The sequence below is a fragment of the Myxococcus sp. AM011 genome (genome assembly GCF_013372595.1).
Classification (GTDB): Bacteria; Myxococcota; Myxococcia; order Myxococcales; family Myxococcaceae; genus Myxococcus; species Myxococcus eversor.
The window spans coordinates 1-5469 of record NZ_JABXEM010000439.1; the positions used below are offsets into that span (position 1 = coordinate 1).

Sequence of the window (5469 nt, forward strand, 5' to 3'; positions counted from 1 at the left end):
TGCCCCCACAGCCCCGCCCCTTCCGCGAGCACGCCCAGGCGGGCGCTGTCCGGAAACGCATACACCCGTGCCCCCGCGAGCAGCCGATAGGCCGCGGGCGCAAGTCGCACCTGGGGCTCCACGAAGGGCGACAGGATGAGGGTGGGCCCGGGGATGTCCCACGCCGGGAAGGCCCACGGGTGGATGGGCCAGGACAAGACCCAGTGCTCCCGCGAACCCTGTCCCCACTGGTAGCGGACATCGGGGATGAACGGCTCCAGGAAGCAGCCCGTGTAGATGCACAGCGAGCGCTTCCAGGAGACCAGCGCCGGAGCCCGTCCGGACTCGTCGTCCGGAGCTTGCGGAGCCAGGGGCTCGGCTTCGGGCGCGGGTTCGACGACAGCCTCGGAGACAGGCGCGGAGCGGGCCGGCGTCGCGGCCAGGAGAACCGTGAGGAGACTCCCGACCGCGAGCGCGTGATTCACGTCACTTGCCGGTGAAGACGGCGGGACGCTTCTCGAGGAACGCCTTCATGCCCTCGCGCTGGTCGTCCGAGCCGAACAGCTCCGCGAAACCCTGACGCTCCAGCGTGTTCGCCTCGCCCAGGTCCTTGTCCGCGCCCTGCTCGATGACGCGCTTGGCCGTGGAGATGGCCAGCGGACTGTTCTTGAGCATCTTCGCGGCGACGGAGCGGCAGTGCGCGAGCAGCTCGGCGGCCGGCAACACCTCCAGCACCAGGCCGATCTCCTTCGCCTTCGCCGCGTCGATGCGCCCACCCGTGAAGATGAGTTCCTTCGCGCGGGCACGTCCCACGATGCGGGTGAGGCGCTGGGTGCCGCCGAAGCCGGGGATGACGCCCAGGCCCACTTCGGGGAGGCCGAGCTGGGCCTTCTCCGAGGCGTAGATGAAGTCACACGCCAGGGCCAGCTCGCAGCCGCCACCGAGCGCGAAGCCATTCACCGCCGCGATGGTGGGGATGGACAGCGACTCCAGCAGCGCGAAGGCGCGGTGTCCCAGCTCGGCGAACTTCTGGGCCTCGGGGTGCTCGGCGATGGAGGACATCTCCGCGATGTCAGCGCCCGCGACGAAGGCCTTCTCGCCCCCGCCAGTGACGATGAGCACGCGCGTGTCGGCGCCGAGCGACTTCACCGCCGCCTCGAACTCCTGAAGCGTCTTGTTGTTGAGCGCGTTGAGCGCCTTGGGACGGTCGATGGTGAGGGTGGCGACCGCGCCGTCGTGCTCCAGCCGGATGTTCTCGTAGGTCATGTTCGAGGCTCCTCGGGAGGGTGGTGCCTAGTACTTGTAGAAGCCGCGACCGCTCTTCTTGCCGTACCAGCCGGCGTCGACGTACTGGCGCAGCAGCGGACACGGGCGGTACTTCGAGTCACCCAGGCCCTTGTGCAGCACCTCGGCGATGTAGAGCACCGTGTCCAGGCCGATGAAGTCAGCGAGTTGGAGCGGGCCCATGGGCTGGTTGGTGCCCAGCTTCATCGCGGTGTCGATGTCCTCCGCGGAACCCAGGCCCTCCATCAGCGCGTAGCAGGCCTCGTTCAGCATCGGGATGAGGATGCGGTTGACGATGAAGCCCGGGAAGTCCTTGGACACCACCGTCGTCTTGCCCATGCGCTCGGAGAGGGCGCGCGTGGTGGCGTAGGTCTCATCCGACGTGGCGGCGCCACGGATGAGCTCCACCAGTTGCATCACCGGCACGGGGTTCATGAAGTGCATGCCGATGACGAACTCGGGGCGCTTCGTGGACGCGGCGATGCGGGTGATGGGGATGGACGAGGTGTTGGTGGCGAGGATGCCGCCCGGCCGGACGACGGCGTCCAGGTCCTGGAAGATGCGGCGCTTGAGGTCCTCGTTCTCCGTCACGGCCTCAATCGCGAAGTCGACATCCTTCGCCTCGGTGACGTTGGTGAGAGTGGCGAGATTGGCCTCGGCGGCCTGCTGCTTCGCGGCGTCGAGCTTGCCCTTCTCCACCAGCTTCTTCAGGCCCGCGCGGATGCGGTCAGCGCCCTTGGCGAGACCTTCCTTGGACACGTCCGCCAGCGTGACGCGCAGACCCGCCTGCAATGCTACCTGCGCGATTCCCGCGCCCATCTGCCCGGCGCCGACGACGACGATGTGCTCCGTTGCCATGGTGCTCTCGAACCCCTCGGTCGGAATGTGAATGACGTGGTGCGCCCATAGCCCACGCCCCCAGGGCGGTCAACGAGTCGCGGCTGGCAACTGGAGCCGGCGAACGATGTAGCGCTCCTCCCCCACCGTGAGCGGCTCCTCGACGCGCACCCGCTCCTCTCGGCCCGCGAGCTTCACGAAGAACAGCGTCCGGAAGGAACCCTCGGGCAGGTCCACCTTGAAGCTCAACTCCGGAGGCGCGCCGGTGTCTCCGAAGTAGCGCTCCTCGCGCTTGAGGACCGCGCCCTCCGGGTCCATCACCTGGAGGTCCAGCGCACGCGCCTGACTCCAGCCGTCGCCATCGGGTTGGATGACCAGCTCCCGCTCGGGGATGCCGGTGATCTGCCAGATGTAGATGCCCAGGCCGACGGCCAGGAGCAGGGGCAGCCGCTTCGCCAGCGGGGACGAGCGCCAGCCCTTGCGCACGGGGGCTGGCGGGGTTGTTTCGGAAGGAGGCGTGTCCGCCACCACTACTCCTTCTTGGAACGCTTGGAGCCGGGGCGGCGGGCGTTGAGCTCGGAGATGACGACGCGCGCGGTGGGGGCGGCGGTCTTCTCCTTCTTGGGTCGAGGCTCGGGGCTCTCGGGCTCGTCGGAGCCCATCTTCTCGGCCTTGTCCGGCGGGACGAGTCGGACCTGGGCCTTGATCTCCAGCGTCATGCCGGAGACGAGCTTGAGGAACTCGTCGCGCAGCTTCTCGGACTGGAGGAAGCGGCGGAGCTCTTCGGTGACAGCGCCGGTGACTTCGTCCTTGGTCTTCTCCGCCTGGGAGAGGATGAAGCCGAGGGCTTCCTTGGGGAGCTTGAGCTGTCCCGCCAGGTTGCGGATGCCCTCCTCGGTCATGAAGAGGGCGCCCAGGCCGGCGACGGCCATGCGACGGACGAACTCCGGAACGAAGCCCGCGGGACCGGAGCGGCCCTCACGGCCGGAACGGTCCTCGTCGATCAACGGGTCGTCGGGGTAGTCGTCATTGCCGGCTGGGGGCATGCAGCGTCTCCTGGGTGGATGTCAGCGGGCCTGCACCACCGGCAGCGGCATGCTCTTGGCGCCCTGCGCGGACACTCGACCCGCGATGTTGCGAGCGACCTCCTGGAAGGCCTTGGCCTCCAGGCTGTCCTTGGCGCCGATGACCACCGGTACGCCCGAGTCTCCCGACACACGCACCTTCAAGTCCAGCGGAACCTCTCCAAGGAAGGGAATGCCGAACATCTCCGCGGCCTTGCGGCCCCCGCCGTGGTTGAAGATGGGGGTGACGTGCGAGCAGTTCGGGCAGACGAACTGGGACATGTTCTCCACGATTCCCAGCACGGGGATGTGGACCTTGTCGAACATCTGCTTGGCGCGGACGACGTCGGCCAGGGCCACGTCCTGCGGCGTCGTGACGAGCACGGCCCCGGCGGCGCGGATGGACTGGGACAGCGACAGGGCCACGTCACCGGTGCCCGGAGGCAGGTCGAGCACGAGGTAGTCGAGCTCGCCCCAGTTCACGTCGCGCACGAGCTGCATGAGGGCGCCGTGGAGCATGGGGCCGCGCCAGATGAGGGCCTGGTCGGCCTCCACGAGGAAGCCGATGGACATGACCTTCATGCCGTGGGCGATGAGCGGATCCAGCGACTTGCCATCGGGGCTGACGGGCTTCTTCTCGCCCAGACCCGTCATGAGGGGGATGGAGGGGCCGTAGAAGTCGGCGTCGAGCAGGCCGACCTTGGCGCCGTGCTGCGCGAGGGCGGCGGCCAGGTTGACGGCGACGGTGCTCTTGCCCACCCCGCCCTTTCCGGCGCCGACGAGGATGATGTTCTTCACCTTGGGGAGCAGCCCGCCGGGGGGCGGAGCGCCGCCGCCGGAGGCTCGGACCTGGGCGCCCCACTCGATGTCGAAGGACTTCAGGCCCGGGACGGCCTTGAGCGCGGCTTCCGAGTCGGCCTGGATTTTGGCCTTCATGGGGCAGGCGGGCGTGGTGAGTTCAATCTTGAGTTTGACGGTGTCGCCGCTGACGCGGATGTCCTTCACCATCCCCGCCTTCACCAGATCCACGTGCAGCTCGGGATCGATCACCTTGGACATCGCCGCGAGGATGCTGGCCTCGGAAACGCTCATCGGGACACCTGAAACCTTTGGAAAACGGGCGCTTGGGGCGCCCCTCAGCGGGCGCGGAACATGCCAGCCCCGGGGGGACTGTCAACGTCGTTTAACGCGGGGTGGACCTGGACGCACCCTGACGACGGCCTGGAGGGCTGGAGGGTGTTGGCGGGCTGAAGGTGTCCATCAGGGCGACTGCGTGGTGGGAGCCCGCGGGCCTATTCGAGCGCGGAGATCCGGTATTCGCCGTCTTCGAGGACGAGGAGGACGGCCCGCTCGTCGCCGAGGGGGAAGACGGCCTCACCGGCGCCGACCCGGACGTGCGTGTTGAGCGCGAGCCGGGCGCGGCGCAGGCGCTCCTTGGCGAGGGGCTCGTGCTCGAAGTCCTCTCGGAGTCGCTCGGGGGTGTAGCGGGCACGCAAGGGCGCGGCAAGCAGGCTCCAGGCCGTCTTCCAGTCCTTGGCGTCCGAGGCGTCCAGGAAGCGGCGGAGGGCGGCTCGGGGAACGTCGGCCGGGCGGGCTTCGACGACGCGCCAGTCCTCACCGGTGCGAGCCAGGGTGAGGGAGGGAGCACGGGCTTCGAGGACGGCGGCGCCGGCACGGACGGCTGCGGCGCGCTCGCGGCGGGTCGTCTCATCGGAGTAGCGCTCCAGGAAGGCGACCTGCCCTTCCGGGCCATCGGTGGTGAGGGCGTAGGCGTCCTGGAGGCGGCCTTCGTCCAGCGCGCGGGCGTAGGACTCCGCGACGGAGACGGGCTCCCGCGACGTGGTGGCACAGGCCGGGGCCAGGAGGAGGCTACCGATGAGGACGGTCCGCTTCATGGGGCGCGGAAGGTAGCACGGGGACGTGCCAGGAAGACGCGCCCTCAGGAGAAGTCGAGCCGGTAAGACACCATCAAAGGCATCTACAGAAAATCACGACGGCGTAGAAAAGATGGCAGCTACTGAACCGCAACGATCTCTGCTTCCACAATCTCACCGTCACGCGAATAGGGAATTTCGGATGAAGAGATCCCGAAGATTCCATAGATCGACTCAAGAGCCCGAAACGCGTCCTTGGCAGCATTTCCTGTCGCTTGAAATTGCTCGAGCATGTTGTCCACGGGTAAGCGTTCACGGGGTGGTGCACGCCTGAGGGGCCAGTTGGGCTGCGAACGGTGGGCCTCACCCCGCTCGACGTGGACCGAGGACGGATTAGAAATACAGGGACGTGGCCACGCCCGACCCGAGAG

Annotated in this window: 8 protein-coding genes; all 8 read right to left on the bottom strand. The window is 68.1% G+C overall.

Annotated elements, in window-relative coordinates; translation table 11 throughout:
* Window positions 1–464: hypothetical protein (locus HUW62_RS45535; RefSeq protein ID WP_176438001.1), on the bottom strand; the 464-nt coding region annotated here is incomplete at its 3' end.
* A gap of 1 nt (window position 465) precedes the next feature.
* The gene (locus HUW62_RS45540) at window positions 466–1245 is read right to left on the bottom strand and encodes an enoyl-CoA hydratase/isomerase family protein (RefSeq protein ID WP_176438002.1); all 780 of its coding nucleotides are present in this window, start codon (window positions 1243–1245) and stop codon (window positions 466–468) included.
* A 27-nt stretch (window positions 1246–1272) separates the two neighbouring features.
* On the bottom strand, window positions 1273–2121 hold the full coding sequence (locus HUW62_RS45545; protein ID WP_046713803.1) for a 3-hydroxyacyl-CoA dehydrogenase family protein: 849 nt from the start codon (window positions 2119–2121) through the stop codon (window positions 1273–1275).
* Window positions 2122–2190: 69 nt separating this feature from the next.
* Window positions 2191–2628, bottom strand: coding sequence for a hypothetical protein (locus HUW62_RS45550; protein ID WP_176438003.1), 438 nt, complete (start codon window positions 2626–2628; stop codon window positions 2191–2193).
* 2 nt (window positions 2629–2630) lie between these two features.
* Complete coding sequence (locus HUW62_RS45555; protein ID WP_163867298.1) at window positions 2631–3146, bottom strand: hypothetical protein; 516 nt, start codon at window positions 3144–3146, stop codon at window positions 2631–2633.
* Window positions 3147–3167: 21 nt separating this feature from the next.
* Window positions 3168–4256, bottom strand: a complete 1089-nt coding sequence (locus HUW62_RS45560; RefSeq protein ID WP_176438004.1) for an Mrp/NBP35 family ATP-binding protein — start codon at window positions 4254–4256, stop codon at window positions 3168–3170.
* 200 nt (window positions 4257–4456) lie between these two features.
* Complete coding sequence (locus tag HUW62_RS45565; RefSeq protein ID WP_176438005.1) at window positions 4457–5059, bottom strand: hypothetical protein; 603 nt, start codon at window positions 5057–5059, stop codon at window positions 4457–4459.
* Window positions 5060–5178: 119 nt separating this feature from the next.
* Window positions 5179–5340 (bottom strand): hypothetical protein, encoded by a 162-nt coding sequence (locus HUW62_RS45570; RefSeq protein WP_176438006.1) that lies wholly within the window; start codon window positions 5338–5340, stop codon window positions 5179–5181.
* Window positions 5341–5469: the final 129 nt, after the last annotated feature.

What these genes read in the sequence shown, in the direction of transcription:
- HUW62_RS45555 (WP_163867298.1), bottom strand. Translation starts at nt 3,146, where the DNA reads ATGCCCCCAGCCGGCAATGACGACTACCCCGACGACCCGTTGATCGAC.
- HUW62_RS45545 (WP_046713803.1), bottom strand. Translation starts at nt 2,121, where the DNA reads ATGGCAACGGAGCACATCGTCGTCGTCGGCGCCGGGCAGATGGGCGCG.
- HUW62_RS45565 (WP_176438005.1), bottom strand. Translation starts at nt 5,059, where the DNA reads ATGAAGCGGACCGTCCTCATCGGTAGCCTCCTCCTGGCCCCGGCCTGT.
- HUW62_RS45560 (WP_176438004.1), bottom strand. Translation starts at nt 4,256, where the DNA reads ATGAGCGTTTCCGAGGCCAGCATCCTCGCGGCGATGTCCAAGGTGATC.
- HUW62_RS45540 (WP_176438002.1), bottom strand. Translation starts at nt 1,245, where the DNA reads ATGACCTACGAGAACATCCGGCTGGAGCACGACGGCGCGGTCGCCACC.